21 protein-coding genes are annotated in these 26,514 nt (G+C 65.1%); 11 read left to right on the forward strand and 10 right to left on the reverse strand.

The window, feature by feature from the left end; genetic code table 11:
• Window positions 1-47: 47 nt before the first annotated feature.
• Window positions 48-1,382, reverse strand: coding sequence for an alpha/beta hydrolase (locus FEJ81_RS14195; RefSeq protein ID WP_138245900.1), 1,335 nt, complete (start codon window positions 1,380-1,382; stop codon window positions 48-50).
• Window positions 1,383-1,509: 127 nt separating this feature from the next.
• Window positions 1,510-2,955 carry a phosphomethylpyrimidine synthase ThiC gene (gene thiC / locus FEJ81_RS14200; protein WP_138245901.1) on the reverse strand — a complete coding sequence of 482 codons (1,446 nt, stop codon included), beginning with the start codon at window positions 2,953-2,955 and terminating at the stop codon, window positions 1,510-1,512.
• 135 nt (window positions 2,956-3,090) lie between these two features.
• On the opposite strand from thiC, the gene FEJ81_RS14205 reads away from it, so the two are divergent.
• The 3 genes from FEJ81_RS14205 to FEJ81_RS14215 all read left to right on the forward strand — a co-directional run bounded on the left by FEJ81_RS14205 (window position 3,091) and on the right by FEJ81_RS14215 (window position 4,716).
• On the forward strand, window positions 3,091-3,786 hold the full coding sequence (locus tag FEJ81_RS14205; RefSeq protein WP_138245902.1) for a phosphoribosyltransferase: 696 nt from the start codon (window positions 3,091-3,093) through the stop codon (window positions 3,784-3,786).
• A 122-nt stretch (window positions 3,787-3,908) separates the two neighbouring features.
• Window positions 3,909-4,517, forward strand: a complete 609-nt coding sequence (locus FEJ81_RS14210) for a type II toxin-antitoxin system death-on-curing family toxin (RefSeq protein WP_138245903.1) — start codon at window positions 3,909-3,911, stop codon at window positions 4,515-4,517.
• The gene (locus FEJ81_RS14215) at window positions 4,507-4,716 is read left to right on the forward strand and encodes a hypothetical protein (protein WP_138245904.1); all 210 of its coding nucleotides are present in this window, start codon (window positions 4,507-4,509) and stop codon (window positions 4,714-4,716) included. Before FEJ81_RS14210 ends, FEJ81_RS14215 begins: the two co-directional genes overlap by 11 nt.
• A 147-nt stretch (window positions 4,717-4,863) precedes the next feature.
• On the opposite strand, the gene FEJ81_RS14220 is transcribed toward FEJ81_RS14215, so the two are convergent.
• Complete coding sequence (locus FEJ81_RS14220; RefSeq protein WP_138245905.1) at window positions 4,864-6,309, reverse strand: MATE family efflux transporter; 1,446 nt, start codon at window positions 6,307-6,309, stop codon at window positions 4,864-4,866.
• 157 nt (window positions 6,310-6,466) lie between these two features.
• On the opposite strand from FEJ81_RS14220, the gene mtnP reads away from it, so the two are divergent.
• Entirely contained in the window at window positions 6,467-7,324 is an 858-nt protein-coding gene (gene mtnP / locus FEJ81_RS14225) for an S-methyl-5'-thioadenosine phosphorylase (RefSeq protein WP_138245906.1), read from the forward strand.
• Here mtnP and FEJ81_RS14230 read toward each other — a convergent pair whose 3' ends face one another.
• The 5 genes from FEJ81_RS14230 to FEJ81_RS14250 all read right to left on the reverse strand — a co-directional run bounded on the left by FEJ81_RS14230 (window position 7,325) and on the right by FEJ81_RS14250 (window position 16,512).
• Entirely contained in the window at window positions 7,325-7,981 is a 657-nt protein-coding gene (locus FEJ81_RS14230; protein ID WP_138245907.1) for a hypothetical protein, read from the reverse strand.
• A gap of 136 nt (window positions 7,982-8,117) precedes the next feature.
• Entirely contained in the window at window positions 8,118-9,329 is a 1,212-nt protein-coding gene (locus FEJ81_RS14235; protein ID WP_138245908.1) for a segregation and condensation protein A, read from the reverse strand.
• A complete protein-coding gene (gene smc / locus FEJ81_RS14240) occupies window positions 9,322-12,894 on the reverse strand; it encodes a chromosome segregation protein SMC (RefSeq protein WP_138245909.1) in 3,573 nt (1,190 codons plus the stop codon). The genes FEJ81_RS14235 and smc overlap by 8 nt, the downstream gene beginning before the upstream one ends.
• A gap of 87 nt (window positions 12,895-12,981) precedes the next feature.
• Window positions 12,982-13,296, reverse strand: a complete 315-nt coding sequence (locus FEJ81_RS14245) for a DUF7518 family protein (protein ID WP_138245910.1) — start codon at window positions 13,294-13,296, stop codon at window positions 12,982-12,984.
• A gap of 180 nt (window positions 13,297-13,476) precedes the next feature.
• Entirely contained in the window at window positions 13,477-16,512 is a 3,036-nt protein-coding gene (locus FEJ81_RS14250; RefSeq protein WP_138245911.1) for a PAS domain-containing sensor histidine kinase, read from the reverse strand.
• A 189-nt stretch (window positions 16,513-16,701) separates the two neighbouring features.
• Here FEJ81_RS14250 and FEJ81_RS14255 point away from each other — a divergent pair, with 189 nt between their 5' ends.
• The 5 genes from FEJ81_RS14255 to FEJ81_RS14275 are packed head-to-tail and all read left to right on the forward strand — an operon-like array spanning window position 16,702 to window position 21,665.
• On the forward strand, window positions 16,702-18,030 hold the full coding sequence (locus FEJ81_RS14255) for an ABC transporter substrate-binding protein (protein ID WP_175416432.1): 1,329 nt from the start codon (window positions 16,702-16,704) through the stop codon (window positions 18,028-18,030).
• 27 nt (window positions 18,031-18,057) lie between these two features.
• On the forward strand, window positions 18,058-18,978 hold the full coding sequence (locus FEJ81_RS14260) for a branched-chain amino acid ABC transporter permease (RefSeq protein WP_138245912.1): 921 nt from the start codon (window positions 18,058-18,060) through the stop codon (window positions 18,976-18,978).
• Complete coding sequence (locus tag FEJ81_RS14265; protein WP_138245913.1) at window positions 18,975-20,117, forward strand: branched-chain amino acid ABC transporter permease; 1,143 nt, start codon at window positions 18,975-18,977, stop codon at window positions 20,115-20,117. Before FEJ81_RS14260 ends, FEJ81_RS14265 begins: the two co-directional genes overlap by 4 nt.
• Before the next feature lies 1 nt (window position 20,118).
• A complete protein-coding gene (locus tag FEJ81_RS14270; protein WP_138245914.1) occupies window positions 20,119-20,892 on the forward strand; it encodes an ABC transporter ATP-binding protein in 774 nt (257 codons plus the stop codon).
• Window positions 20,889-21,665, forward strand: coding sequence for an ABC transporter ATP-binding protein (locus tag FEJ81_RS14275; RefSeq protein ID WP_138245915.1), 777 nt, complete (start codon window positions 20,889-20,891; stop codon window positions 21,663-21,665). The genes FEJ81_RS14270 and FEJ81_RS14275 overlap by 4 nt, the downstream gene beginning before the upstream one ends.
• Before the next feature lie 119 nt (window positions 21,666-21,784).
• Here the strand turns inward: FEJ81_RS14275 and FEJ81_RS14280 are convergent, their stop codons facing one another.
• Complete coding sequence (locus tag FEJ81_RS14280) at window positions 21,785-22,498, reverse strand: helix-turn-helix domain-containing protein (protein ID WP_138246799.1); 714 nt, start codon at window positions 22,496-22,498, stop codon at window positions 21,785-21,787.
• Window positions 22,499-22,722: 224 nt separating this feature from the next.
• Between FEJ81_RS14280 and FEJ81_RS14285 the strand changes: the two genes are divergently transcribed.
• Entirely contained in the window at window positions 22,723-23,580 is an 858-nt protein-coding gene (locus FEJ81_RS14285; RefSeq protein ID WP_138245916.1) for an SDR family oxidoreductase, read from the forward strand.
• A 2-nt stretch (window positions 23,581-23,582) separates the two neighbouring features.
• On the forward strand, window positions 23,583-25,613 hold the full coding sequence (locus tag FEJ81_RS14290) for an AMP-binding protein (RefSeq protein ID WP_138245917.1): 2,031 nt from the start codon (window positions 23,583-23,585) through the stop codon (window positions 25,611-25,613).
• 47 nt (window positions 25,614-25,660) lie between these two features.
• Here the strand turns inward: FEJ81_RS14290 and FEJ81_RS14295 are convergent, their stop codons facing one another.
• On the reverse strand, window positions 25,661-26,479 hold the full coding sequence (locus tag FEJ81_RS14295) for a DUF2182 domain-containing protein (protein WP_138245918.1): 819 nt from the start codon (window positions 26,477-26,479) through the stop codon (window positions 25,661-25,663).
• Window positions 26,480-26,514 lie beyond the last annotated feature (35 nt).

Below are 26,514 nucleotides of genomic sequence, written 5' to 3' on the forward strand. Positions count from 1 at the left end.
TCGGTCGAGCGACCGGCGGCTCGGCCCCCGCCGGTCGGTCGGCTGCGTTACAACCCGCCGATCCAGTCGGCGAGATCGGTGACGACCTCCTCGGCGACGTTGTTACGAACGGCGTAGGCGAACTCCACGGACTCTCCCTCGCCGGGCATGAACAGGTGATTGAGCCCGTCGTAGGTCTCGAAGTCCGCCGCCGAGTCCCCCTCGAGTTCGGACTGCCACCGCTCGAGGTCGTCGGCGGCGCTGACCTGAAAGTCGCGTGTCCCCTGCAGGAAAAACAGGGGTGCCTCGATCTCCGCAGCGGTCCCGAGATGGTCGTAGGACTCGAGGCTCTGCCAGAACGCGCCGGGTTTGTTGAGCAGCGTTTCGTCCGCCTCGTACTCTCCCGATCGAACTCGTTCGATCTCGTCGGTCCAGGTTTCGTAGACGCTCGTCAAATCTCCCCACTCCTGTGACCCGACCGACGCCTTGTGCTCGAGTTGCTCGAGGGTCAGGTCGTGGAACGGCCGCGCCGGCGCGGCGAGGCCGACGACGCCGGCGAGATTCCCGTCTCGAGCCGCGATCCGCGGCGCGGCCCGTCCGCCGAGGCCGTGGCCGACGACGGCGATCCGATCCGGGCCGACGCCCTCGACGCTCCGCAGGCGCTCGATCGCGACGAGCGCGTCGTCGACGGTGACGCGGTCGAGGGTGTACTCGGTGCCCGTGACCTCGCAGGCGGGGACGCGCTTGTCGTATCGAAGGGTCGCGACGCCCTGCGTGGCGAGCCCCTCGGCGAGGTCCGTAAACAGCTGGGTGCCGCCGCGGGCGGTGTCGGCGGTCACCGGTCCGGAATCGTGGACCAGCACGACCCCGGGGACGCCGTCGCCGTCGGCCGGCGTCGTGACGGTACCGGGGAGCGAACAGCCCTCGACCGAGAGCGTCAGGTCCGTCTCAGTGACCGCACTCGAGTCGACGTACGACGGCCGTTCGTACTCGTCGGTGACCCCGCAGTCGACGATCCGCGATTCGGTGTCGACGACGACGCGGCAGTCGTGATCGCCGCGGGCGAATGACAGCGTCAGATCGACCGCCGACGCCCCGTCGCCCGTCGTCACGCTCGTGTCGGCGATTTCCTCGAACGAGCCGCCGACCGCGCCGTACCCCATCCAGAGCCGCTCGAGACGGCCGGGGTCACCGTATCGGTCCTGTTCGCTCGAGACGAATCGTTCGCTCGCCCGTTCGAACTCCCCGTTCGCGAGGTTCTCGACGAACGCCGTCGCGACGGTTTCGTCGCTCGTCGGGCCGCTTTCGTCGTCCGTGTCGGCGAGCAGGTCGGCACAGCCGGCCGCTGCCGACGCCGTCGCCGTCGATACCGCCGCCAGTACGGTCCGCCGTCGAGGTGCCATCGATACCGAAGCGACCACGGTCTGTCGGATAAAGACACGGTCGATTCTCTGTGGCTGTATTCAGTTTTGATATGCGAAGGTCCGCGACCCTCGAGTCCGCGGGTTTGCGGAGCCGCGAAGCCACGTATCAGTCGTCTCCCGGTTCCTCGAGCGAGTCGGCGCGGTCGTGGTCCGCCATCGGCGGCAGCTCGCCCGACTCGTGGGTCCCCACCGGCGGCCGGTTGACCTCGGCGGCGGACGAGGACTCGAGGTCGGTTCGGTCCTCGCCCTCGATGGCCGCCATCTCGCCGTCTTCGCGTGCGTCCTGATCGATCCGCATCGAACAGAACTCGGCCCCGCACATCGAGCAGAAGCGGGCCTCCTTGTAGTTGTCTCCGGGCAGGGTCTGGTCGTGGAACGACCGGGCGCGGTCGGGATCGAGCGCGAGTTCGAACTGCTCGCGCCAGTCGAATTCGTATCGTGCTTCGGAGAGCGCGTCGTCCCAGTCGCGCGCGCCGGGGCGTTCGTTCCCCACGTCGCCGGCGTGGGCGGCGATCCGGTAGGCCGCGAGGCCGTCGCGAACGTCCGCCTCCTCGGGGAGCCCGAGGTGCTCCTTCGGGGTGACGTAACACAGCATCGCGGCACCGGCCTGGGCTGCCATCGCCGCACCGATGGCGCTCGTGATGTGGTCGTAGCCCGGCGCGATGTCGGTCACCAGCGGCCCGAGGACGTAGAAGGGTGCGCCGTCGCAGACCTCCTGCTGGCGCTCGACGTTCTCGGCGACCTTGTGCATCGGGACGTGGCCCGGCCCCTCGACCATCACCTGTACGCCGTGGTCCCAGCCGACGCGGGTCAATTCGCCCAGCGTGTCGAGTTCCGCGTACTGGGCCTCGTCGCAGGCGTCGGCCAGACAGCCGGGTCGCAGGCTGTCCCCGAGACTAAAGGTGACGTCGTGCTCGGCGAAGATTTCACAAATCTCGGGGAAGACCTGATAGAACGGGTTCTGATCGCCGTTCGCTTCCATCCACTTGGCCATGATCGAGCCACCCCGCGAGACGATCCCCGTCTTCCGGCCGTCGGTCAGCGGCAGGTGCTCGGCGAGGATCCCCGCGTGGATCGTCATGTAGTCGACGCCCTGCTCGGCCTGTTTCTCGACGACCTCGAGCAGCAGATCGGTCGTGATCTCTTCGGGGCTGCCTGCCTGCTTGACCGCCTCGTACAGCGGCACCGTGCCCAGCGGCACCGGCGAGTGCTCGACGTGGGCCTCCCGGATCTCGTCTAAATCGCTGCCCGTTCCGAGGTCCATCACCGTGTCCGCGCCGTAGTGAACCGCGGTGTGGAGCTTCTCGAGTTCCGTCTCGAGGTCGCTGGTCGTCTCGCTGTTGCCGATGTTCGCGTTGACCTTCGTCGCGAACTCGCGGCCGATGATCATCGCGTCGAGCGCGTCGTGGTTGACGTTCGCCGGAATGACTGCCTGTCCGTCGGCGACCTGCTCGCGGACGAACTCCGGATCGCGGTTCTCTCGCTCGGCGACGCGTTCCATCTCGGGCGTGACCGTCCCTTCACGGGCGGCCTGAATCTGCGTCTGCGCCATCGATAACTAGGTTGTACCATTCGATTATAAATCTCCGGCGGTTCGGGTCGGCGACGGTCGGGCCGCTGGCCGGCGCGATCCGTTTCAGCCGACTTAAGGGGACCGCGCTCGAGACACCGGGTAGGTGGCCATCAGATGTCCGACTTACCGGACGATTTCGACTGTACGATAACCAACTGGGAGTATATCTACGGCCTGTGTCGGGACGTGAGCGACGATATCCGCGACGACGAGTTCGAACCGGATGTCGTCGTCGCGCTGGCTCGAGGCGGCTGGTTCGCGGGGCGGTGTCTCTGTGACTTCCTCGGACTGGACGACCTGACGAGCCTGAAGATGGAACACTACGTCGGCACCGCCGAGAAGTCCGGCGAACCGACCGTCCGCTATCCGATGCCAGAGGGCAGCGTCGAGGACAAGGACGTCCTCATCATCGACGACATCGCCGACACCGGCGGCTCGATTCAGCGGGCCTACGAGTACGTCGACGACCGCGACGCCGGCGAGGTCCGCACCGCGACCCTGCAACTGCTCGGTACCAGCGAGTTCCGCCCCGATTACGTCGGCGAACGCTTAGCGGAGTGGACGTGGGTCGTCTACCCCTGGAACTTCATCGAGGACATGGTCGACCTGATCACCAGCGCGATGGAGAAAGCCGACCAGCAGTCGTTTACCGAGGAGGAGATCCGCCACTTCCTCACCGAACACCACGGCATCGAGCGCATCGAGATGGAGATCGCCCAACCCGACCGCCTGCTGGAAGTCCTGAGCGAGATGGAACGGCGCGAGGTGCTCGAGTCGGTCGGAGCCGACGAGTGGGCGCTCGCCGAGTAACGCGTCTCGTCGGGTCGTGTCTTTCCTCGAGACGGTAGTTCGTTCTCGATCCCGACTCGGGGACGTTAATCACGGGAATCCGGAGTACTTACACATACGGTTACTGTAGGAAATACCACACGATGCCCGCCGAGGATGAGTTATGGTATCCGTCCGTAGACGACATCTTGTTGCTTCATGACGATATTGTCTCGGAAGACGACGAGGCCAGTACTGGCGTTACCGATCCAGACAGGATCGAGTTTGCTATCGATTACGTCAAACACGGCCATTTCGGCGCGGTGCCGGAAACGATTCACGAAAAAGCGTTTCACCTGATGCGACTACTCGCATCGAACCATTGGTTTGTCGATGGTAACAAACGGACCGCCCTGAACACCACCGAACTCTTCTACCTCGTCAACGGATACGAACTCGATTACGGTGAAGACATTCGGTCGATGCTGAAGCTCTTCTCGGTGAGGGAATCGCTGATCGATCGAGAGATCGGACCGAACTATCTCGACGATCAGACGGTCCCACTTGAGTTAGATGATGAGACCGATCCGTGGGCCGCACTCAGCGTTCTCCTTGCCGCCGTTGCCGTACAGTATCTCGATGTCGATCCGGACGAATATCTGCCCGACGAGTACGACGAAGCGACGCTGCGCGATGAATGGGATCTGACCACGATATACGACGGAACCGTTAACAATGATGGCGACGAAGAAACACCGGAAAATGGCAGCTGACGAAAGCGTCCCCGATGGTTCGCGGAGTAACCTGCTCGAGCGGCTGCTTGAAGACGTACGAGAACAGTACGTCGAAGAACACGGCGAAGAGCCGCCGGAGGAAGTGATGCGCGACGCTCGCCGAGATCTACTGCGGTCGTTAGCTAAAAAGGGACGTGACGAACACCGGGACGTGTACGATGCGCTGGCGGACGAATAGCGCTGTCGTCTCGTTCTCAACTCACAGCTGCTCAATTCGTTTTTACAGGAAACTATCACCAGTTACAGACAGTTCACTACACGGCACTCGGCTTACCGGTCCGATCGAGCAGGTGAACATCCCGTGTATCGACTCGAGTCCGCGTCGTTACTCCGCGACGGAGTCGGTCTCGCTCGAGTCGGTCGTCTCCGATCCCGCCTCGCCCTCGTCGACCAGCGTCCCCTTCCACGTGCCGCGGCTGAACCACGCGACGGCGGCGATCGCGCCGGCGATATCGCCGATCACGACGCCCGTCCAGATGCCGGTCGGACCCCAGCCGGCGACGAAGATCAGGTAGTAGGTGACGGGGACGCGGACGATCCACAGCCCGAGCACCGCGAACGCGAGCGCCGTCTTCGTGTTTCCGGCCCCGCGGAACGCGCCCTGAATCACCTGTAACACCCCCATGAAGGCGAAGCCGACCGCGGCGAATCGGAGGTAGGTCACGCCGTAGTCGATCGTCGCTTGCGTTCCGGCGGCGTCGGCCGTGACGAACACCGAGACGAACGGCTCCGGAAAGAGAGCGGCGAGTACCCCCGCCGCGAACATGACAGATCCGATCACGCCCGCCGCGAGCCGGACCGCCCTCGCCGCCCGGTCGGGTTCGCCCGCGCCCAGATTCTGGCCGACGATCGTGTCCGTCGCCTGCCCCATCCCCAGCGCCGGCAGGAACGCGAGCGAGATCAGCCGATTCCCGAGTCCGTAGGCCGCAACGACCGCCGGCGGGAAGGTCACGACCATCGCCGTCATCGCGACCAGCGCAAGCGCCGTCATCGACTGCTCGAGTGCCGTCGGGATCCCCAGCCGCGTGATCTTCGCGACGTACTCGCGTCGCGGTCGGAGATGCGAGGGCCGGATGTCGGGTCCCACGTCGGTGTAGTACAGTAGGTAAAACCCGATCGCCGTCGCGATCCCCCGCGAGATGAGCGTCGCGACGGCGGCTCCCTGCACCTCGAGGCGCGGGAGGGGGCCGACACCGAAGATGAGCAGCGGATCGATCGCGACGTTGATGACGACGCTGACGAGCATGACGCGCATCGGCGTTCGCGTGCTGCCGTAGCCGCGCATGAGCGCGACGAAGACGAAGAAGCCGAAGAGGAAGGGAAGCCCGAGGAAGAACACCCGCAGATACTCGGCGGCGAGCGGGATGATCGCGGCCTGGGTCTCGGCGTCGGCGGGCAAGACGGCGAGCATCGGCTCGGTTGCGACGAAGCCGAGGGCGCTCAGCCCGACCGCGACCAGCGAGACGAACGAGAGCGTCTGGCCGGCGATCAGCCCCGCGTCGCCGCTCTTCGCGCCGGTGTGCTGGGCGATCAGGATCGCGCCGGCCGTCGTGAAGCCGCCGCCGATCGCGATCAGCAGGAACAACAACGGGAAGGCGAGGCTCACCGCCCCGACCGCGTCGGGTGAGAGCGCGCCGAGCCAGAAGGTGTCGCCGACGTTGTAGGCGACCTGTAACAGCTGGATGACGATCAGCGGCCACGCCAGACGGATCATCGGCCGCACGAGGGGACCGTCGGTGAGACTGCCATCCGAAGCCTCGTCGAAAGCCATACCCCGATAGTGATCGCGGCGGTACTTGGGTGCTCGTGACCCGTGATAGCGACGGCCACCGGATCGAACCGCACAACGGGGGTCGGCGGTAGCCATCCGCATTGCAGGGCTGACCGATATCCGCGCGTTTAGGGTCCTGCTTGACAGATGTCCGTGCATGACGATCGGCGTTATCGGTGGCAGCGGTATCTACGACGCACTGCCACTCGAGAACACCCGCAAAGAAGCAGTATCGACACCCTACGGCGAACCCAGCGAGGCGGTCACGCTCGGCGAACTCGCCGGGACGGAGGTCGCGTTCCTCCCGCGCCACGGCGAGGACCACCAGCATCCGCCGACCGACGCGGCCTACCGCGCGAACATCTATGCGCTCAAATCGGTCGGCGTCGACCGGGTCATCGCGACCAACGCGGTCGGGAGCCTGCGCGAGGAGCTGCCGCCGCAGACGCTGGTCGTCCCCGACCAGATCTTCGACCGCACGAAACACCGCTCGCCCACCTTCTTCGGCGACGGAATGGTCGTCCACATGGGCTTCGCCGATCCCTACTGTCCCGCGATGGTCGACCACCTCGCGACCGCGGCCGAAGAGGCGACCGACGACACGAAAACCGAGGAGGGCGGCACCTACGTCTGCATCGAGGGCCCGCAGTACTCCACGAAAGCCGAGAGCGAGTTCTACCGCGATCAGGGCTGGGACGTCGTCGGGATGACCGCCATCCCGGAGGCCAAACTCGCCCGCGAGGCCGAACTGAGCTACGCCACCGTCGCCGGAGTCACCGACTACGACGTCTGGAAGGACGACAGCGAGGTCACCTTGGACGAAGTCCTCGAGAATGCCGCGGCGAATCGCGAGGCGATCAACGCGGTCGTCGAACGTGCCATTCGAACGATGCCCGAGGACTTCCACAGCGAGGCGTGGACCGCCCTCGAGGGCACCATCAACACGCCACAGGAGGCGATTCCCGAGGACACCCTCGAGCGCGTCGACCTGCTGGCCGGCGACTACCTCGAGTAGTCACTCGAACGCGCGTCTGAGTTCCAGCGCGGTCGTCTCGTCACTCCGGTCGACACGGCGGGCGCGCTCGAGGCGACCGGCGCTGGGGTCGACGTGCGTCGTGGCGGTCGACGGCGCTGTCGGTCCCCGGTTCCGGTTCTGATTCTGATCCCGGTGCCGATCCCCGTCTCGACCTCGACTCCGCTCCCCCTGCGGTACCGTCGGCTCCGGCCCCGCGACTCGTTCAGCCTCGGGACTCGAGCCCGCGCCATCCGCGAGCCCGATACAGTCCGCACAGAAGTCGTTGTGCCCCCACTCGAGGGTGTGCAGCGGCACGCCGAGGACGACGATCTGCTTGGCATAGCGACGGTGCGTGCCCGATTCCACGAGCGTCTCGCAGCGAACACACCGTCGGCGCTCGGTCTCGAACGGCTCCTCCTCGACGCGGTATTCGACTCCGAACGTATGGGCCGGATACAACGGCAGGCGACTCACGAGGTGGAGACCGACCAGCACGAGCAAGACGCCGACCGCCGAGAGCCACATCCCTGTCGTCGGGTCGGTGACGGTGATCGGCCCGACCAGCGCTCCCGCGAGGAGTGCGATCGGCAGGCACCTCCGGATCAGCGCGAACGTCTCGATCCGGGTGCGAAAGAGGACATCGTCCGGCCTCGTCATCGACCCGACGTTTCGCCGGTGCGGGCTAAACGCTTGTGGGCGTTCGAGTCGATCGGGTTCGGATCCGGCCCGTTTCGGAGCAGGGGAAACGCACCGCTCGAATTCGCGAAGCGGTCCCGACGACAACAGTCGGCATTCAATTCGCGATCGCTTCGCCCGCGTCCGACTCGGTCGTGGCGTCTTTGATCCAGAGATCGCCGAACAGTTCGTCCTGCTCGAGGGTGACTCGACCGCGGTGGGCCAAGAAGAGCAAGGCGAGGTAGGTCATCACCCGGGTCCCGCCGACTGCGTCGATCTCGGCGTACAGCACCTCGTCGCGGCCCGCCTCGTAGTGGTCCTCGAGTTCGGCTTCGACGTCGTCGATGACGGACTCGATGTCCTCCTCGTGGGTCGTGTGGGTGACGTCGTCGCTCGTCGGCTCGTCGTCGACCCGAAAGTCGTCGCCGGAGTGGTAGTTCAGCTCCTGGACGCCGCGGTCGTACCCCTTCGGCGAGTCGCTCGTGTCGTAACTCCGCGACTCCTTCCACCACGTGTCGCGCTCGGCGGTCCGAAGCTCCCGGACCAGTTCGTCCAGCGTCTCCGGCTTCCCGCGGGCGTGTTTGCGCTCGAGGCGACGCTCCATCTCCTCCTCGAGGTTCTCGACGGGATCGAAGCCAGGCGGATAGTCCCGTTCCTCGTCCTCGGGATCCATCGGCCCGTCGTCGGCGAAGGGTGCTTCCCACGGCGGCAACTCCTCCTCGTCGGGGTCGTCGGTCGCGAACAGTTCGTCGCTTTTCATCCGCAGGAGGACGCTCGCGTAGAACAGCGCCCGGCCCGACGTCCGCAGGTCGACGTCCTCGATCGCCTCGAGGAATTTGTCGGTGACCGCGACGATGTCGATGTCCCACGGCTCGATCTCGCCGTCTTTCGCCAGTTGGACGAGCAGTTCGACGGGTTCGACTTTCTCGTCGTCCTCGTCACCGTCGTCCCCGTCCGAGGCCGTCTCGATGTCCGTGAACTCGAGGACCGATTCACCCTCCTCGCCAGCGGGGTCGTCGGTGCTCGAGGGCGACTCGCCCGGCGGCTCGCGGTTCTCGTGCCCGGTGATGTTCAGCGGGATTTCCTCGCCGCCGTCGGCTCGCAGTTCGTTGCGTCGCTCACGGGTCGCTTTGTCCCCCGTCTGCTCGCGGGCCTTTGGCCCGCTCGCATCACTCGAGGGCTCCTTGGAGCCCTCGCTGCTCACGGCTTCGCCGTTCGCGCTGTCGGAGCCGCGTGGCGGCTCCCGTCGCTCACGGGTCGCTTCGCTCCCCGTTCGCATTTTCGAGGAGCCTTGCGTCGCCTTCGGCTCCTCAGGCTCCTCGCTAGTCATCAGCAGGAACCTCCTCACTACTCAGGTCGATCCCGGTCACCGCGCTCACGTTGTCCTGTTGCATCGTCACGCCGATTGCCCGCTCGGAGCGGTCGAGCATCGCCGAGCGGTGGGAGACGACGACGAACTGGGCCTTGTCGGAGAGTTCCTCGACCATCTCGCCGATCCGCTCGGCGTTGACCGCGTCGAGGAAGGCGTCGACCTCGTCGAGCGCGTAGAACGGGGCCGGATTGTGCCGCTGGATCGCGAAGATAAAGGCGAGCGCGGTCAGCGACTTCTCGCCGCCGGACATCGCGTCCAGCCGCTGGATCGGCTTGTCGCCCGGCTGGGCCTTCATCGTCAGCCCGCCGTCGAACGGATCCTCCTCGTTCTCGAGGTGGAGCGTTCCCGTCCCCTCCGAGAGCTTCTCGAAGATCTCGGTGAAGTGGGCCGCGATCGCGTCGTAGGCGTCCATGAACGTCTGCTTCTTCTGGGTCTCGTACTGCTCGATGCGGTCGCGGATCCCCTCCGCTTCCTCGACCAGCGTCGCCCGCCCCTCCTCGAGGTCGTCGAGATCGCTGCGGACCTCGTCGTACTCGTCGATCGCGAGCATGTTCACGGGCTCCATGGCCTCCATGTCCGCCTGCAGGTGCTCGATCATCTCGAGGACGGTGTCGTGATCGGGCACGTCCTCGGGGTCGTAGTCGCCGACCTCCGATTCGAGGGATTCGATCTCCCACTCCAAGCTGCTCGCCCGCTCGCCGGCGTCCTCGAGTTTGCTCTCGACGGCGTTGACCCGGTCTTGCTGCTGATCGCGTTTCGTCCGGGCCTCGGAGAGCTCCTCCTTGAGGTCGCTGCGTTCGGCTTTCAGTTCCGTGAGCTCTTCCTCTAACTCCTCGACGGCGGCCCGTTTCTCGTCGAGTTCCTCGCGCTTGCCGGCGATTTTCGTCTCGTAGTCCTCGATCCGGTCCTCGTGCTCGGCCTTGCGGTTCTGGGCCGCCTCGATGTCGTCGTGGAGGTCCTCGATGGCGTCCTCGGCGTACTCCTTCTCGAGGCTCAGTTCGTTGAGTTCGTTGTCGAGTTCCTGAATGCGGTCCTCGCGCTCGTCGATCTCGGCCTCGAGTGCCTCGATCTGGCCCGTTAGCTCGGGAATCTTCGAGTCCGCGAGTTCGCTCTCGAGGTCCGCGATATCGGCCTCGAGTTCCTCGACCGTCGCGGTCTTCGCCTCGATCTCCGCGGAGATTTCGTTCATCCGCTCGTCGACGGACTCGCGTTCCTCGCGGAGCTCCTCGAGGTCGGCCTCGAGCGTTTCGATCTCGCGCTCGACGTCGTCGCGCTTCTCGTCGAGCCCCTCGAGTTCGGACTCGATCGAGCGGACCTCGTCGGCTGCGTCCGACTTCCGGTCGCGGGCGTCGTCGAGGCGCTCCTCGACGCCGCGCAGGTCCTCCCGGAGGGACTCGCGTTCCTCCTGCAGTTCCGTGATCTGTTTCGCGACGCGCTCGAGTTGACCCTCACCGCCCCCGGTAAAGGAGTACCGGGAGCCGCCGCCGGAACCGCCGGTCATCGCGCCGCTCTTTTCGACCAGGTCGCCGTCGAGGGTGACCATCCGGTAGTCGCCCATGTACGAGCGGGCGGTCTCGATGTCCTCGACGACCAGCGTGTCCCCGAGGACGTAGGAGAAGACCCCGGCGTACTCGCTGTCGAAGTCGACGAGGTTGTACGCGAAGTCGACGATTCCCGGGTCGCTCGGCGCCGACGACAGCCGGCGCTGGCTCATGTCCGTCAGCGGCAGGAACGTCGCCCGGCCCGCATTTCGGGACTTCAGATGCTCGATACACTGCTGGCCGATGACGTCGTCGTCGACGACCACGTTCGCGAGGCGACCGCCCGCGGCGGTCTCGCAGGCCACGGCGTACTCGCCGGGGACGTTCCCCAGTTGGGCGACCGCGCCGTGGACGCCGTCGATCCCCGAGTTGAGGATCGTCGTCACCGCGCGCCCGAACGAGGAGTCGCCGCTCTCGCCCGCATTGGCCTCGAGTTCGGCGTACTCCTGCTGTTTGGCCTGAATCTCGTCGTCGAGGTCGTCGACGTCGGACTGGAGCCGTCGTTTCTCGCCTTTCAGGTCGTCGACGACCTCCCCGATGTTCGCGCGGTTCCGTTTCGCCTTCTCGAGTTCGCGCTCTAAGTCGCCCCGCTGGCTCTCGATCTCGGGGATCTCTTCGCGTTTGTCCTCGATCGTCTGCTCTTTCTCGCTGATGTTGTTCGACCGCCGCCGGGCCTCGTCGAGCAGGCGGTCCTGCTCGCGCTGGAGGTCGTTTTTCTCGGTCTTGGCCGCCTCTAACTCGTCCTTTCGCTCGGCCAGGTCGGCTTTGAGTTCGTCGAACTCGGTGTCGACGGCCTCGATCTCGGCCTCGAGGTCGTCGCGTTCGGTCTCTCGCTCTTGGATCTCGCTCTTGATCGAGGCCTTCTCGAGTTTGTGCTCGCGCATCTCGTCGGCGAGGTCGTCGATCGTCTCCTGCTTGCGGTCGATCTGGACGAACGCCTCCCGGCGTTCGGACTCGGCGTCCTCGATCTGTTCCTCGCTGGCCTCGATCTTGTCCTCGAGCCGCGAGATGTCGCCTTTGATCTCCTCGATCTCGCTTTTGATCCGGAGCTGTTCGTCCTCGCCCTTGCGCTCGATTTCCGCGTTTAAGTCCTCGAGGTCCTCTTGGAGCCGGACGACCGCGCCTTCGCGTTCGTCGAGTTCCCGCTGGAGGTCCCGGAGTTCGTCCTCGAGGTCGTCGACCTCGCTCTCGACCGACTCGAGTTCGTCGCGTTTCTCCTCGAGTTCGCTGGCCTTCCGGTAGCCCTCGTACTCCTCTTTCTCGCGGCGGAGCCGGCGGTAGCGCATGGCCTCGCGGCGTTCGTCCGCCAGTTGTTCGAGCCGGTCGCGTTTCTCCTCGATGCGGAGTTCGGCCTCGTCGATCCGTTCCTGGACCGTCTCGAGTTCGCCGAAGGCATCTTCCTTCTTGGCGTCGAACTCCGCGACGCCCGCGATCTCGTCGATGATCTCCCGGCGGGCGTGGGGGGTCATGTTGATGATCTCGGTCACGTCGCCCTGCATGACGACGTTGTACCCCTCCGGCGTGATTCCGGCCTGTGCGAGCAGGTCCTGAATGTCCGAGAGGTTGACCGAGCGGTCGTTCAGATAGTAGTAGGAGTAGTAGTTGTCCTCGGTCTCCTTGACCCGGCGCCGGATGCGAATCTCGTCGACGTCGCCGACGTCGTCGCTGCCCGCGGCGTTGACGACCTGCGAGCGCTCGAGGGTTCCCTCGGAGTTGTCGAGAATGACCTCGACGGTGGCCTCTCGAGGGCCGCTCGAGCCGCCGCCGTCCTCGTGACCGGGGTTGTAGATCAGATCGGTCAGTTTCTCGGCGCGGATCCCGCGGGTACGGGCCAGTCCGAGCGCGAAGAGAACGGCGTCGATGATGTTCGATTTGCCGGAGCCGTTGGGGCCCGTGACGACGGTGAAATCTTCGTAGAACGGGATCTTCGTTTTCCGGCCGAAGCTCTTGAAATTGTCGAGGACGATCGCCTTGATATACATTCTTCTTGCGAGACCTCCGTACCGCAATCAGCCGTCGAAGGGCGCGAGGATCGCGTCTCGGCTCCCCACCAACGGCGATAGCCGCAGTTATGCTACAATGATGTCGTCGCTACCTGAGTCTTCCGCTTCGTCGTCGGCCGGTTCCGCTTCGGTCTCGGCGTCGGCCGCCGCTTCCGCGACGTCGTCGGGTTCGGCTTCCGGCGTTTCGTCGCCGTTGCCCGCCGTCGTTCCGGTCTCCTCGTTCCGTCGCTCCGGCACGCGCGTCGGCGTGTCGGCATCGAGTTCGGCCTCGAGGACGCGGATTCGCTCTTTGGCTTCGATGAGTTCGTCTGTCAGCCCTTCTACCGTCGACTCGAGTTCCGCAACCGTCGATTCGAGCGTCTCGACGCGGTTGTTCGACATATCAGCTAGGGGGCCGTCCGGCCACATAAACGTACGTCAGACTACTATAATTTATATTACAGTTCTGGCGTGGCGCGGTCGGCGAGTGCGCGCACTCGCGCTGACTGCGGACCGGAACAGGCGTCCGTGACGACGGCGGGGCGGTGACGACGTGAACCGGAGGTCGTGATGACAGCGGAGTCACTGTACGGCTTCCGCCGCCGCGGGGAGCGTGAACGAGAACGTCGATCCCTCGCCGGGTTCGGACTCGACCCAGATCTCGCCGCCGTGGCGTTCGATGATCCGCTGACAGAGCGCGAGGCCGATTCCGGTGCCGGAATACTCCTCGCGGCTGTGGAGGCGCTGAAAGACCTCGAAGACGCGGTCGGACTCCTCGGGATCGATCCCGATCCCCTCGTCGCGGACCGAGATCACCCACTCCCCTCCCTTCCGGTCGGCGTCGACGGAAATCCGCGGCGGTTCGTCGCCGCTGTACTCGATCGCGTTCGACAGCAGGTTCTGGAACACCTGCCGCAACTGGTCCGCGTCGCCCTCGACGCGGGGGAGCTCCGTCGTCTCGATCTCGGCGTCGCTCTCCTCGATCTGGAACTGCAGATCCATCAGCACGCTCTCGAGGACCGAATCGAGGTCGGTCGGTTCGAGCGGTTCGCCCTGCGTCTCGATCCGGGAGTACGTCAGCAGCCCCTCGATCATGTTCCGCATCCGCTCTGCGCCCTCGACGGCGAACTCGAGGAACTCCTCGCCGTCCTCGTCGAGCGCGTCGGCGTACCGACTCTCGATGAGTTGGAGGTAACTCGAGACCATCCGCAGCGGTTCCTGCAGGTCGTGGGAGGCCGCGTAGGCGAACTGCTCTAACCGCTTGTTGGACTCCTCGAGCCGCGAAATCGTCTCCTCGAGTTTGCGCTGGTACTCCTTGCGTTCGGTGATGTCGTGGGCCATCGTCACCCCGGCGAAGACGTCCCCTCGGTTGTCGGTGATCGGGACCGTATAGATCACCCACTCCCGGCCGGCGTACTCGAGTTCGATCGTTCGCTCCTCGCCCTCGAGGGCCGCCCGGAGCGCCGGTTCGAGCGCGTCGCTCGTCTCCTCCGGCCAGATGTCGTCGAAGCGTTCGCCCTCGGCTTCCGACGGGTCCACCGGGATCTTGTCGAAGCCCTGCCCCGCGACCAGCGTGTACTCGAGGTCGTGGTCGAACAGGGTGACGACCCCGTTCGGGAAGTGTTCGGCGAGGGTGCGGTAACGCTGTTCGGACTCCTCGAGTTCGCGTTCGCGCCGCTTTCGCGCCGTGATGTCGCGGTCCGAGACGAAGATCGACACGACGTCTCCCTCGTCGTTCGTGACCGGCCTGAAGACGCCGTTGAGCGTGTACTGGTCGCCGTCCGGCCGGGTGAGGTCGGTCTCGAACTCGACGTACTCGCCCGCGGCCGCGCGCTCGGTCCACTCCTTGACGGCCGACTGAACCCCATCGCCCGCACCCCACCACGGCGTCTCCCAGAACGGCTCGCCGGTCACGTCCGCGAGGTCGGCGTCGACGTACTCCATCGCGGTTCCGTTGATGTCTAAGACCGTCCCGTCGGGCTCGAGCAGGCCGACGAGGATGTTCGGGTCCTCGAAGATCGCCTCGAACCGGCGTTCGGTTCGCTCGAGTTCCCGCTCGCGCTCCCGGCGTTCGGTGACGTCGCGGAAGTACACCGAGATACCGGTCTCGGAGGGGTAGAGGTTCGCCTCGACCCGGAAATCGAGCGTGTCGTAGTAGAGTTCGTAGCTGGTTGGCTCCTGCGTTTCTAAGGCCGTGTGGAAGGCGTCCCAGACCTCGTCGATCTCGTAGAGGTCGGGGAACACGTTCCAGAGCCGCTCGCCGAGGAGTTCCTCCTCGGAGTGCTGGAGGAGTTCCGCGGCGCGGTCGTTGACGTGCGTAAAGCGGAACTCGTCGTCGACCGCGTAGAAGGCGTCGGAGATCCGCCCGAGGATGCGCTGGAGTTCGGTCTCGAGTTCCTGCTCGCGCTTCCGGCGATCCGTCATGTCCCGCGTCACCTTCAGGTAGCCCTGAAGCTGTCCGTCGTCGTCCCGGATCGCCGTGATCGTCACGTTCGCCCAGAACCGCGTGCCGTCATCGCGGACCCGCCACCCTTCGTCCTCGACGGACCCGTTCTCGGTCGCGGCCTCGAGATTCCGCTCGGGGACGTTCGCCGCTCGATCACCCTCGGTGTAGAACGTCGAGAAGTGCTCGCCGACGATCTCTTCGTAGTCGTAGCCCTTGAGCTTCCGTGCGCCCTTGTTCCAGCTGATGACGCAACCGTCCGTGTCCAGCCGGAAGATCGCGTACTCCTCGACGGCGTCGACCAGCGACTGGAACTCGGCTTTGTTCTCCTGTAAGTCCTCTTCGGACTGCTTCTGGTCGGTGATCTCGTAGTAGAACTCGACCCGTCCGCCGGCGAACTCGCCGGATTCGATCGGTTTGCTCTGGTAGGAGAGCCAGCGCTCATCGCGGTCGCCGTCGGCAGCGACCCGACACTCGAGGCGGTCGATGTAGCGCTCCTCGTCGTACGTCGAGACGACGGTCTCAGCGAACGAATCGGGGTCGGCGATCCTGTGTTCGAGCGTGTCCTCGATGAAATCGCGACCGTTCCGCCCGATGAGCGCCTCCCGATCGAGGGCGAAGTACTGTTCGACGGTCTCGTCAACCCACGCGATCTCTTCGGCTTCGTCGAGGACGAAGACGCCGATATCGGCCGTGTCGATGACGCTCGTTATCGATTCGTACGATGCCACCGCCGATGCGAGCGTCTCCTGTTGGCGCTGTTCCGCGGACCGATCGCGAGCGACGCCGATAGTGCCCTGAAACTCGCCGTCCTCGATCAGCAGGTTGACGCGCAGTTCGCAGGGGATCACGTCCCCGTCGGCGGTTCGGATAGCCAGTTCGAAGGTGGCGATATCGTCGTTTCGCGCGTCGATCTGGCTCGCAATTTCGCGTTCGATTCGATCGGTGTCGGCGTCGTCGAGCAGAATCGAGACGTGCTCGCCGAGGAGTTCCTCGCGCGGATAGCCGGTCTCCTCGACGATGACATCGTTGACCGCGACGAACCGACCGTCGACATCGAGCTGATAGATCGCGTCGTCGATCGTGTTAACGAGGGTCCGATAGCGTTGGAGCGCGATGTCGTCGTCGGCATCTCCCCAGAATGCCCCATCGCTCGCGCCCGCTCGAGTGCTCATAGTTATCCGAATGCGATAGACCGGGAAAAAACGCTCGCCGGCCCGAGCCGAGCGATCCGACGGACGGCGGTGCTTCGATCGGTTGCGGTCCCGGCGTTGAGTTCACTGTTAACATGTTTACGTTCTCCTATTTGGTTTGGTAGCTCATCTCACATATATGGCGCGACAGACGCGCGGTGTGCACTACCGATGACAACTGGACCACTCACGGCGGCGGAATCCGACGGCATCGATCGACGAACGCTACTGAAAACAGTCGGCGGTTCGGCGCTTGCGGTCGCACTGGCCGGCTGTACGGAACTGCTCGAGGACGGGGAGGACTCGCTCGCGGACGCGGACGTTCCGGACGAACCGATCGAGTCGGGGCTCCAGACGTTCACCGAGGGCGCGCCGTCGGTACTCGGCGTACAGGCCCAGTACGGTGCCGAAACGGCGGTCCGGCGAATCAACGAGAACGACGGGATCGCCGGCCGGGAGATGAACCTCGACGTCGTCGAGGAGGGCGGCGCGTACCTCACCAACTACCAGCAGTTCGTCGACGAGGGCAAAGACGTCACGTTCGGCCCGATCTCGAGCAGCGGACACGCGGAGATGGTCCCCGAGATAGAGGCACAGGAGGTCATCAACGTCTCCACGGACGGGACGGTGACGACGCTCTACGAGGAGGACTTCCCGGACGTGACCTACTCGTTCCGGTTTCAGAACCACGACGTGATGGAGGCGCTCGCGGCCGTCATGCAAGCGGTCGAAGTCCTCGGTTCGGACTCGATCGACACGTACGCCGGAATCAACCCCAACTACGCGTTCGGTCAGGACGAGATGGACCTGTTCTCGCGGGGGATCGAAGCGCTCACCGGCGCGGAAGAAGTGTACAGCGGCTTCCCGGATCTGGGTACCGGCGACATGTCCACCCACATCACCGAGGTCAACGGGGAGGCCCCCGACATCGTCTTCTCGAGTTGCTGGGGCGGCGACGCGACGCTGTTGCTCGAGCAGGGCCACGCCAACGGCATGTTCGACGCCGTCGACCTGCTGGTCGGGCCGGTTCTCTACGGCTCGGCGAACGACCTGAGCGAGGACCTCGTCGACGGACCGATTTATTCCGGATCGCGCAACTTCTACTGGGGGGAGCCGTCGACCGACCGGTGGAGCCCGGCCGCGGACCTCGTCTCCGAGGTAGAAGACGAGTACGGCGTCGTTCCGACGGCCCACTTCATGAGCGGCTACGGCGCGGTGACGGCGTGGGCCACGGCCGCGGAGAAGGCCGTCCGTCTCCTCGGCCGCTGGCCGGAACAGGAGGAACTCGCGACGGTCCTCGAGAATCACGGCTTCTTCACGCCGGCGGGCTACCACACCATCGGCGTGGACCATCAGGGGTACTCCAACGCGCACTTCGGCGAACTGACGTGGTCGTCCGACCACGACGCCGCGGCGCTCGCGGACGTGAACGTCTTCGCCGCGAAGAACGTGTCGCCGCCGCCGGGCGAGACCTCCGCCGACTGGATCGGGAGCTGGTGACGCCGTGCGAGACGGGACTCAATAACTATGCTCGAACACGTACTCAACGGGTTCTATTACGGCTCGATCCTGTTCATGATCGCGTCGGGGATGACGATCATCTTCGGCGTGCTCGGGATCCTCAACCTCGCGCACGGGGAACTGTACGCGCTGGGGGCGTTCTGTGCCTTCAGCATCGTCGGCTTCCTCGCCGGGCAGGTCGCCGCCCCGACCGGACCCGCGACGGCGATCGTCTTCGGACTGGTCGTCCTCGCCGGGTCGCTCGCGGCCGCGGCCGTGTTACTGCCGGTCGGCGGCGCGCTCGAGGCGACGTTCATCAGGCCGATCTACGACCGGGACGAGGTCTACCAGCTCCTGTTAACCTACGGGCTACTGCTGGTCCTCACCGACGTGATGAAGTTCGTCTGGGGCCCCTCGCCGGTCGACGTGGGCGTCTTCAGCGCCGTCAACGAGATCCCGACGACGGAGTTGGTCGGGTTCGGCTACCCGTCGTACAACGTCCTCGTCATCCTGATCGGCGTCGCGGTGTTCGCCTGGCTCGCCTGGTTCTTCGATCGGACGAAGACCGGCCGCATCGTGCGGGCGACCGCGATCAATCGGGAGATGTCGACGGCGATCGGCGTCAGCACGGACCGCATGTTCACGCTCGTGTTCGCCATCGGCGCGTTCTTCGCCGGCTTCGGCGGCGCGATGGTCAGTATCGGCCCGAGCAGCGCCTCCCTCGGGATGGGGCTCAGCTGGCTGGTGCTCTCGTTCGTCGTGATCGTCATCGGCGGGCTCGGGAGTCTGAAAGGCGCGTTCGTCGGTGCGCTCTTGGTCGGCGTCTCGAGCCGCGTCGTGACGCCGTACTACCCGCAACTCGAGCTGGCCGTGCCGTTCCTCCTGATGGTACTCGTCTTGCTCGTCAGGCCCGAGGGCCTCTACGGAACGTGGGGTGAGATCCAATGAGTCGCTTCCTCGTCGAACGGGACGACGAGACCCGCGTGCGACTCTCGGAGGGCATGGAACTGACGAAAGGGCAGTCAGTCCTCGCGGTCCTCGGCCTCGCGGTCCTCTTTGCGGTCCCCGATATCACGCGACTGACCAGCCTCTCGTTTCAGGCGGTCCACCGCGGGATCCTCTTCGGTCTCGCGGCGGTCGGCCTGAACCTGCTGTTGCGCCACACCGAACTCGTCTCGTTCGGCCACGCGGCGTTCTTCGGCGTCGGGGCCTACGGCGCCGCCGTCTTGGCGTCGCACTTCGACGTCTCGAGCGGCCTCCTGTTGCTGTTCGGGGGCGTCCTCGCGTCGACGGTGACTGCGGTGCTGATCGGATACTTCGTCGCCGGCTACCTCGATATCTACTTCGCGCTGCTGACGCTCGCGTTCAACCAGGTCCTGTACGCGTTCGTCCTGCAGAGCGGCTACTTCAACTACAGCGACGGGCTCAGCGTCCGTCCCGACGGGCTGAATCCGCCGACGCTGTTCGGCCTCCAGTGGTCGTCAGCGGGGTACGACCTGATCCTGTACTACTTCACGGTCGTCGTCCTCGTCGTCTCGCTGCTGGCGATGTGGAAGCTCGTCAATTCGCCGTTCGGCCGGGCGCTCGACGCGATCGGACAGGACCGAACGCGGGCCAGATTCGTCGGGATCCCCGTCGAGAAGTACGTGTGGATCGCGTTCGCGATCTCGGGCGTCTACGGCGGACTCGCCGGCGGCCTGTTCGCGCTCCTGCAGTTACACGTGAGCCCGGATCCGACCCTCTACGCGTTCGTGTCCGGCGAGATCCTGTTCATGGCGATCCTCGGCGGGTTCGGCACGCTCGTCGGCCCGGTGGTCGGCGGCGTCGTCCTCGTCTATCTGCTGATCCAAGCGCCGTTCTACGTGGAGTACTACAACGCTCTGACCGGACTGGTGCTGATCGCGGTCGTCCTCTTCCTGCCGGAGGGAATCCTGGGATCGATCCCGAAGATCGGCACCGGGCTGGCGCGACGACGGCGTGATCCCGGCCTGCTCCGCGAGGACCTCACGACGCTCGGCTCGTCGCTCCGTCGCGGCGCGAATCGGGCCGTAACCACCGTTCGAATCATCGTTTTCGGAGTAAACTGAGATGCTCGAAGCACGAGACCTACGCAAGGAGTTCGGAGAACTGCGCGCCACGGACGACGTCTCGCTGGAGTTCGGGAAGACCGACGGCGAGATGGTGTTCATCGTCGGCCCCAACGGGGCCGGCAAGACGACGCTGATCAACCTGTTGACCGGGCTCCTCGAGCCCGATCGAGGTTCGGTCGTCGTCCACGGCGAAGAGAACGGCGCTTCCGTCGAAGACGACATCACCGAGATGCCGCCCGAGGACCGGGTCAAACAGGGCCTCGTCAGGAGCTTCCAGATCGTCCACGTCTTCGAGGAGATGACCGTCCGCGAGAACCTCCGCGTCGCGGTCCTCTCGCGCCACGGCAAGACACTGAGCATGCGATCCGTCGACGACGGCCACGAGGAGGTCGAGTCCGAAATCGACGGGCACCTCGAGCGGTTCCGTCTGACCGACGTTCAGCACGAAGTGGCCGAGACGCTACCCCACGGGGACCGCAAACTGCTGGACGTGGCGATGTCGTTCGGGCTCGACCCGACCTACCTGCTGCTCGACGAGCCGACCGCCGGCGTCGCGACCCGCGAGAAGGAGTACGTCATCGAGACCATCGTCGAGGCCGGCGAGGCCGACGACGTCACCACGGTGACGATCGAACACGACATGGACCTCGTCAAGGAGTACGCCGACCGCCTCGTGGTCCTCCACGAGGGGCGGGTCTTCCGGGAGGGCGATCCCTCCCTGCTCGAGACCGACTCGGAACTCCGGCGGGTCCTGTTGGGGGTGGACGAATGAGCACGCTCGGCCCCGGTTCGGGTTCCGACGCCGGACCCGGTGGCTCCGACCCGCTGCTCGAGGTCTCGAACCTCACGTCGACCGTCGAGGGGTTCGAGGTCACTCACGGCATCGACCTCGAAGTCAACGAGGGCGAAGCCGTCGCGCTCGTCGGCCGCAACGGTGCCGGAAAAACGTCGACGTTCCGGTCGATCATGGGCCTGACGCCGGTCGCGAGCGGGTCGATCCGACTGCGCGGCGAGGAGCTACTCGACATGCGGCCCGAGCTGATTCCCAAGCGGGGGATCGGCTACCAGCCGGAGAACCGCGACCTCTTTACCGGGATGACTGTCGAGGAGAACTTCCGGCTCCCGATCTGGACCGCCGGGACGGCTCGCGGAATCGAGGACGAGGACGCCGTCGTCGAGGATGTCTTCGACCTCTTCGCGGAACTCGAGGAGCGGCGCGACGCCGAAGTGCAGAACCTCAGCGGCGGGCAGGGGAAGATGACCGCGATCGGCCGAGCGCTCGCGCTCCGGCCGGACCTGCTCATCCTCGACGAACCGCTCGAGGGGTTGGCGCCGGTCGTCGTCGAGAACGTCAAGTCCCACATCCGCGAGATCATCGATCGGGACATCTCGGTGTTGATCGCCGAGTCGAATGCGAGCCACGTCCCCGAGATCGTCGACCGGATGTACGTGATCGAACGCGGCGAGATCGTCGATAGCGGCGACCCCGAGGCCCTCTCTTCCGACGAGGAGATCCAGCTGTTGATGCAGGGCGGCGGCGAGTGATCAGCGTCGCTGCGCCGATTTTCCGTGCTGTCGGTCGCGTTCCTCTTACCGGCGTTTTCGACAGCAGGTGAGGCGACGTACGATCGGACGCGGCGAGTCGAGACGGTTTCGTCTCTCGCTCAGAACTGGTCGTCGTTCATCCGCTCGAGCACGCCCAGCGCCGACTGGAGCACTTTGCGCTCGCTCCGGCGCAAGTTCATCGAGACGGCCGTCTTCGAGATATCGAAGTGATCCGCGAGGTCGTCGAGCGTCGTCCCGCGGGGCGTCTCGTAGTAACCGTGCCGGAACGCGACTGCGAACGTTTCGCGTTCGGTCTCGGTCAGCGATCGACAGCCGTCGAGCAGTTCCATCGCGCTCTCGGCGTTCTCCAAGAGATCGAACAGCCTCGACGGGCCGAACTGGTCGCGGTCCTCGACGCTGAATTCGTTGTGACGCTCGAGTTCCGCGAGGGTCCGATCCTCGTCTTCGTCGGCGTCGAAACCGATGTGCCACCGTTCCCGGCCGTTCTCGATCTGAAACGGGCCGGTGATGTAGCCCCCGTTCCGTTGGATCGTCTGCATGGCGTTGGTCACCTCGATTTTCGTGCCGATTTCGGCGACGGTGTCGCGCTTGGAGAGGAGATAACAGTCCGTCATGTTCGAGTGGGTTCGGAGCGCTCGAAGCCCGTCCTCGAGCGTTTCCCTCGAGTCCCCCTCGGCGATGAGTCGCGTCTCGAGTTGTTCAGCGTCGGTGTCGAGTTGCCACTGAACGGCCGAGAACGCGATGTCGACGTCGTCCGTCGTGTCGATGAACGGACAATCGTACTGCCGCATATCGATATCGAGGTCGATCATCGCTAGGAAGAGAATGACTGACATACAAGGTCTTAATAGTTGCTATTATTTACACACTATCCCCTTACCGTCGGAACTGGCGCATAGTTATGGACTTTAACAGACGATAATAGTTCGATTAGCAACTCCGAAAACTACGCACCGTACGGTCGTCCGATAGGTCGTCGTTGACATGTTAATGCCGATCTTTTAGGGTGGTCCTCGATAACAATGAACTGTGTACAATGACTCAAAATCAGGTCACGGCGCCCACCGTCTCCGCTGAAGAGATATACCGATTTCCCGACGAATCGTTCACCGAACGCAACGTCTGTCTCGTGACGGGCGGGGCCTCGGGCATCGGCCGGGCGACCGCGCTGGCCGCCGCCGGCAACGGCCTCACCGTCGCGGCCACGGACATCGACGAGGACGGCCTCGCGGGAACGATCGACCGCGGCGAGGACCTCGACCTTGAGGGGACCATCGAGTCAGTGCCCGGCGACCTCACGAGCGACGACGACCTCGAGCGGATCGTCGACGAGGCCGCGCAACTGGGCGATCTCAAATACCTCGCGAACGTCGCGGGGATGCAACACATCGACCCCATCGACGAGTTTCCGATGGAGACCTACGACCTGATGCATCGGATCATGCTCCGGGCACCGCTGTACCTCTCGAAACTCTGTATTCCTCACTTCCGGAGGACCGACGACGGCGAGGGCTGCGTCGGCAACATGGCGTCGGTCCACGGTCACTACGTCACCAGCGACAAGGTCGCGTACAACGTCTCGAAGTTCGGCCTGCGCGGACTCACCCAATCGATCGCCGCCGAGGGCGAGGGGAAGATTCGGGCGTTCTCGCTCAGCACCGGGTACGTGAAGACGCCGCTGGTCACGGCCCAGTTAGAGGACACCGCCGAACAGCGCGGTATCTCGGTCGACGAGGTGATCGAGGACGTCATGCTCGGCCAGTCCCGCGTCAAAGAGATGATGGAACCGATCGATGTCGCGAACCTCTTCCTGCTCGGTTTCTCCGATCTGGGCCGCCACCTCGACGGCGGCGACCTGTTGTTTGATGGTGGCATGACCCTTACCTACGAGTAACAATGTCGAAAAACACCAGTCCCAGCCTCGAGGACATCGACGAAATCGCCCACGAGCCGAGCCGGGAATTCGTCGAGTCGACGAACGTCTTCGAGTTCATGCAGGCGTACGGAATCGACGACTACGAGGAACTGATCGAGCGGACGACGACCGAACTGGAGGGCGAACCCGAAAGCGGCGTCGACTGGTTCTGGGACGAATTGGTCGACTACCTCGGGATCGAGTTCTACGAAGCGTACGACGAAATTCGAGACGACGGCGAGGGACCGCAGTTCACCGACTGGTACCCGGGCGGCGAACTGAACATCGCCCACAACGTCGTGGACCGCCACGCCGCGGTCGACGAGGAGCGCCGGAACACGGTCGCGACCATCTGGGAGGGCGAGGACGGCGAGGTTCGCGAGGTCACCTACCACGAACTCCACCGGCAGTCGAATCAGGTCGCGAACGCGCTCGCAGAGCGGGGCGTCGGCACGGGCGACACCGTCGGTCTCTACATGCCGATGGTCCCGGAGGTCGTCTCGATCCTCTACGGCTGTTTCAAGGTCGGCGCGATCGCGGTCCCGATCTTCTCCGGGTTCGGGGTCGACGCGGCTGCGACCCGGATCGCGGACTCGGAGTGTTCCGTGCTCTTTACCGGCGACGGTTTCTACCGCCGCGGCGATCCGGTCTTCCTCAAGTCCGCGGCCGACGAGGCCATCGAGGAGGCGGGTCACGTCGAGCGGACGATCGTCTTCGATCGGCTCGGCTCGAGCAACAGGGGCAGCGAACACGAAATCCCGTGGACCGACGACCGAGACGAGTGGTGGGCCGACGCCATCGGGGGTCGGGACGACGAGTACGAGACGAAGTCCCTCGACTCGAGTCAGGAGTCGATGCTGCTCTACTCCTCGGGGACGACGGGGAAGCCGAAGGGGATCGTCCACACCCACGCGGGCGTGCAGGTCCAGTGTCCCAAGGAGGTCTACTTCGGGATGGATCTCAAGCCAGCGGATCGGTTCTTCTGGGTCTCCGATATCGGCTGGATGATGGGGCCGTGGAGCCTCATTGGAACGCATACGTTCGGCGGCACCGTCTTCATGTACGAGGGCGCGCCGGACTACCCCGAGCCGGACCGCTTCTGGGAGATGATCGACCGCCACGAGCTGACGCAGTTCGGTATCTCACCGACGGCGATCCGGGCGCTGCGCAAGCACGGGGACGAGTGGCTCGAGGGCCACGACCTCTCCTCGCTCCGGATTTTAGGGTCGACGGGCGAGCCGTGGGATCCCGAATCGTGGCACTGGTTCCACGAGCACGTCGGCGACGGCGAGTGCCCGATCATCAACATCTCCGGCGGGACCGAGATCTGTGGCTGCTTCCTGATGCCGATGCCGACCGAGCCGCTCAAGCCCTGCACGCTCGGTGGTCCCGGTCTCGGGATGGACATCGATATCGTCGACCGGGAGGGCGATTCGGTCACAGAGAACAACGAACGCGGCTACCTCGTCGCGCGGGACTCCTGTCCGTCGATGACCAAGTCGCTGTGGTCGGGCGACGAACGGTACCTGAACGAGTACTGGTCGACCTTCGAGGACCCGCTGCTGTGGGACCACGGCGACTGGGCCCAGAAGGACGATGACGGCTTCTGGTTCCTCCACGGCCGGGCCGACGACACCCTGAACGTGGCCGGCCGGAAAGTCGGTCCGGCCGAGGTCGAAGGGGCACTCATCGACCACGAAGTCGTCAATCAGGCCGCCGCCATCGGCGCGTCCGACGACACCACCGGCACCGCCGTCGTCGCCTACGTCGTCCTCGAGGACGATGTCGCGGAGTCCGACGACCTCCGGGCGGAACTCCGCGCGCAGGTCGGCGAGGAGTTAGGAAAACCGTTCCGCCCGCGCGAGGTGCTGTTCGTCGACGAGTTCCCCAAGACCCAGTCCGGCAAGATCATTCGGCGAGCCATTCAGGCGGCCTACACCGGCGAGGAGCTGGGCGACATGAGCAGTATCGAGAACCCCGAGGCGCTCGAGGACCTCGAAGACGCGAGATAGGCGGGAACGCGGCGGTCAGTCGTGGGAGCGCCGGCGTTGGACCCGGTTCAGAGAGCCGGAACGCCGAATAGGAGCGTGAACGCAGCGGCACCGAGCAACACGACGCCCAGCGCGACGGCGACGTCGTCACCGTCGGGGGCCAGTCGCTCGAGCGAGACGACGAGCGTCAGGCCGACCATCACGAGGGGGTTCATCGTTCCCAGAACGACCATGAGCGCGAACAGCGGCCACGTACAACCGATGCAGTTGACGGCGTATCGGACGCCGTCGCGGGCCATCCGAGCGAGTTCGGGGCGGTGTGGGGCCGACTGGCGGCAGCCACACCGCGCGAGGAGGTCGCGTTTCAGCGACGTGAACTGGTAGCCGCCGGCGAACGCGAGCGAGCCACCGATACCGACGACGCTGGCGTCGACACCCAGCACCGACGCGGTCAGCAGGCCGCGGATCGAGAGCAGATACTCGACCGCCAGCGGGACTGCGCCGACCAGCGTCCAGACGAGGCCGTACGCGCCGAGGAACGCGGCGATCGAGGGCAGGAAGACGGACGGTGAGTCACACAGTTCGTCACGGTGGCGGCGGACGACCGGCACGAGCGACGGGAGCATCATCGCCAGCATCATCGTTCCCCACATGAGCAGGTACGCGACGAGACCGGTGAGGCCGTTCGCCGTCGCCAGCGCCTCGGGAACGCCGGGCGCACGCATCGGGGCCTCGAGGCCGGCAGGGGCCGGTCCCAGTCCGGGGAGCCACCCCTCGAAGAGGACGAGCCACAGCAGGGCGGACAGCGAGAGGACGAACGCGTCCGCGACCGGGAACGCGTCGAAATCGATACGATCACTGCACGGAAGTGAATTATCGAGAACCATTGGGACGTGGCGGGGCGGTCAGCGGGCGATCCGGA

The sequence above is a fragment of the Natrinema versiforme genome (genome assembly GCF_005576615.1).
In the GTDB taxonomy this organism is placed as follows: Archaea; Halobacteriota; Halobacteria; order Halobacteriales; family Natrialbaceae; genus Natrinema; species Natrinema versiforme_A.

Excerpts from the sequence above, each read along its gene's own strand:
- FEJ81_RS14195 (WP_138245900.1), bottom strand. The coding sequence starts at position 1,382 with ATGGCACCTCGACGGCGGACCGTACTGGCGGCGGTATCGACGGCGACG.
- FEJ81_RS14265 (WP_138245913.1), top strand. The coding sequence starts at position 18,975 with ATGAGTCGCTTCCTCGTCGAACGGGACGACGAGACCCGCGTGCGACTC.
- FEJ81_RS14235 (WP_138245908.1), bottom strand. The coding sequence starts at position 9,329 with ATGACTAGCGAGGAGCCTGAGGAGCCGAAGGCGACGCAAGGCTCCTCG.
- FEJ81_RS14260 (WP_138245912.1), top strand. The coding sequence starts at position 18,058 with ATGCTCGAACACGTACTCAACGGGTTCTATTACGGCTCGATCCTGTTC.
- FEJ81_RS14220 (WP_138245905.1), bottom strand. The coding sequence starts at position 6,309 with ATGGCTTTCGACGAGGCTTCGGATGGCAGTCTCACCGACGGTCCCCTC.
- FEJ81_RS14295 (WP_138245918.1), bottom strand. The coding sequence starts at position 26,479 with ATGGTTCTCGATAATTCACTTCCGTGCAGTGATCGTATCGATTTCGAC.
- thiC (WP_138245901.1), bottom strand. The coding sequence starts at position 2,955 with ATGGCGCAGACGCAGATTCAGGCCGCCCGTGAAGGGACGGTCACGCCC.
- FEJ81_RS14275 (WP_138245915.1), top strand. The coding sequence starts at position 20,889 with ATGAGCACGCTCGGCCCCGGTTCGGGTTCCGACGCCGGACCCGGTGGC.
- FEJ81_RS14205 (WP_138245902.1), top strand. The coding sequence starts at position 3,091 with ATGTCCGACTTACCGGACGATTTCGACTGTACGATAACCAACTGGGAG.
- FEJ81_RS14280 (WP_138246799.1), bottom strand. The coding sequence starts at position 22,498 with ATGATCGACCTCGATATCGATATGCGGCAGTACGATTGTCCGTTCATC.
- smc (WP_138245909.1), bottom strand. The coding sequence starts at position 12,894 with ATGTATATCAAGGCGATCGTCCTCGACAATTTCAAGAGCTTCGGCCGG.
- FEJ81_RS14270 (WP_138245914.1), top strand. The coding sequence starts at position 20,119 with ATGCTCGAAGCACGAGACCTACGCAAGGAGTTCGGAGAACTGCGCGCC.
- FEJ81_RS14250 (WP_138245911.1), bottom strand. The coding sequence starts at position 16,512 with ATGAGCACTCGAGCGGGCGCGAGCGATGGGGCATTCTGGGGAGATGCC.
- mtnP (WP_138245906.1), top strand. The coding sequence starts at position 6,467 with ATGACGATCGGCGTTATCGGTGGCAGCGGTATCTACGACGCACTGCCA.
- FEJ81_RS14210 (WP_138245903.1), top strand. The coding sequence starts at position 3,909 with ATGCCCGCCGAGGATGAGTTATGGTATCCGTCCGTAGACGACATCTTG.
- FEJ81_RS14255 (WP_175416432.1), top strand. The coding sequence starts at position 16,702 with ATGACAACTGGACCACTCACGGCGGCGGAATCCGACGGCATCGATCGA.
- FEJ81_RS14290 (WP_138245917.1), top strand. The coding sequence starts at position 23,583 with ATGTCGAAAAACACCAGTCCCAGCCTCGAGGACATCGACGAAATCGCC.
- FEJ81_RS14245 (WP_138245910.1), bottom strand. The coding sequence starts at position 13,296 with ATGTCGAACAACCGCGTCGAGACGCTCGAATCGACGGTTGCGGAACTC.
- FEJ81_RS14285 (WP_138245916.1), top strand. The coding sequence starts at position 22,723 with ATGACTCAAAATCAGGTCACGGCGCCCACCGTCTCCGCTGAAGAGATA.
- FEJ81_RS14215 (WP_138245904.1), top strand. The coding sequence starts at position 4,507 with ATGGCAGCTGACGAAAGCGTCCCCGATGGTTCGCGGAGTAACCTGCTC.
- FEJ81_RS14230 (WP_138245907.1), bottom strand. The coding sequence starts at position 7,981 with ATGACGAGGCCGGACGATGTCCTCTTTCGCACCCGGATCGAGACGTTC.